The 1,161-nt window shown below is 63.1% G+C and carries 1 protein-coding gene; it reads left to right on the top strand.

Translation table 11 applies throughout. The features are described from left to right. Positions 1-51: 51 nt before the first annotated feature. Positions 52-1,161 (top strand): IS630 family transposase, encoded by a 1,110-nt coding sequence (locus tag ACIA5G_RS53835; RefSeq protein WP_395938372.1) that lies wholly within the window; start codon positions 52-54, stop codon positions 1,159-1,161.

Genomic DNA, 1,161 nt, shown 5'->3' with positions numbered 1-1,161 from the left:
CTAGTGTTCCGAGTTGTTAGTTCGCGTCTTAATTGTTGGTAGGGTTGCGGGATGGCGCGCACAGGCCGCCCGAAGGCGGAGCTTGTTCTGTCCGATGTAGAGCGTGAGACGTTGTTGCGGTGGTCGCGGCGGCGGACAACAGCGCAGGCGTTGGCGTTTCGTTGCCGGATCGTGTTGGCCTGCGCGGAAGGGGCGACGAACAAGGCTGTCGCAGCCGAGCTGGGGGTTCGGGCGCAGACGGTGGCTCGATGGCGGGGCCGGTTCGTGCGTGATCGGCTGGAGGGCCTATCGGACGAGCCGCGGACGGGTGCTCCGCGCACGATCACCGATGAGCAGGTCGAGGCAGTGATCGTGAAAACGCTGGAGGAGAAACCTGCTTCGGATGACACGCAGTGGTCGACACGGGGGATGGCGAGGGCCACAGGCATGTCGCAGACCGCGATTTCCCGGATCTGGCGTGCATTCGGCCTCAAGCCGCATCTGGTGGACACGTGGAAGCTGTCCACGGATCCGCAGTTCATCGAGAAGGTCCGCGACGTCGTCGGCCTGTATCTCGCCCCGCCGGATAAAGCTCTGGTGCTGTGCGTGGATGAGAAATCGCAGATGCAGGCGCTGGATCGCACCGCTCCGATGCTGCCGATGATGCCCGGCGTGCCCGGCCGGCAGACCCATGACTACGTCCGCCACGGCACCACCAGCCTGTTCGCCGCCCTGGACATCGCCACCGGCAAGGTCATCGGCCAGCATCAGCGGCGACACCGCCACCAGGAGTTCCTGCGGTTTCTCAAGACCATCGACAAGAACACCCCGGCCGAGCTGGACCTGCATCTGATCTGCGATAACTATGCCACTCACAAGACCCCGGAGATTATGAAGTGGCTGGCCTCGCATCCGCGGTTCCACCTCCACTTCACCCCCACCAGCGGTTCATGGCTGAACCTCGTGGAACGCTGGTTCGCCGAGCTGACCAACCGCAAACTTCGCCGATCCGCCCACTGCAGCGTCACAGAACTCGAAACCGACGTGCAGGCCTGGATCGAAGCTTGGAACGACGACCCGAAGCCCTTCGTGTGGACTAGAACCGCCGACGAAATCCTGGACAGCCTCGCCGGCTACTGCACCCAGATACTTACGACGCGAACCTCTAACTCGGATCACTAG

The sequence above is a fragment of the Amycolatopsis sp. NPDC051758 genome, assembly GCF_044453095.1.
GTDB lineage: Bacteria > Actinomycetota > Actinomycetes > Mycobacteriales > Pseudonocardiaceae > Amycolatopsis.
The sequence above is the reverse complement of the archived record's forward strand: the minus strand, read 5'-3'. Positions and strand labels throughout refer to the sequence as shown.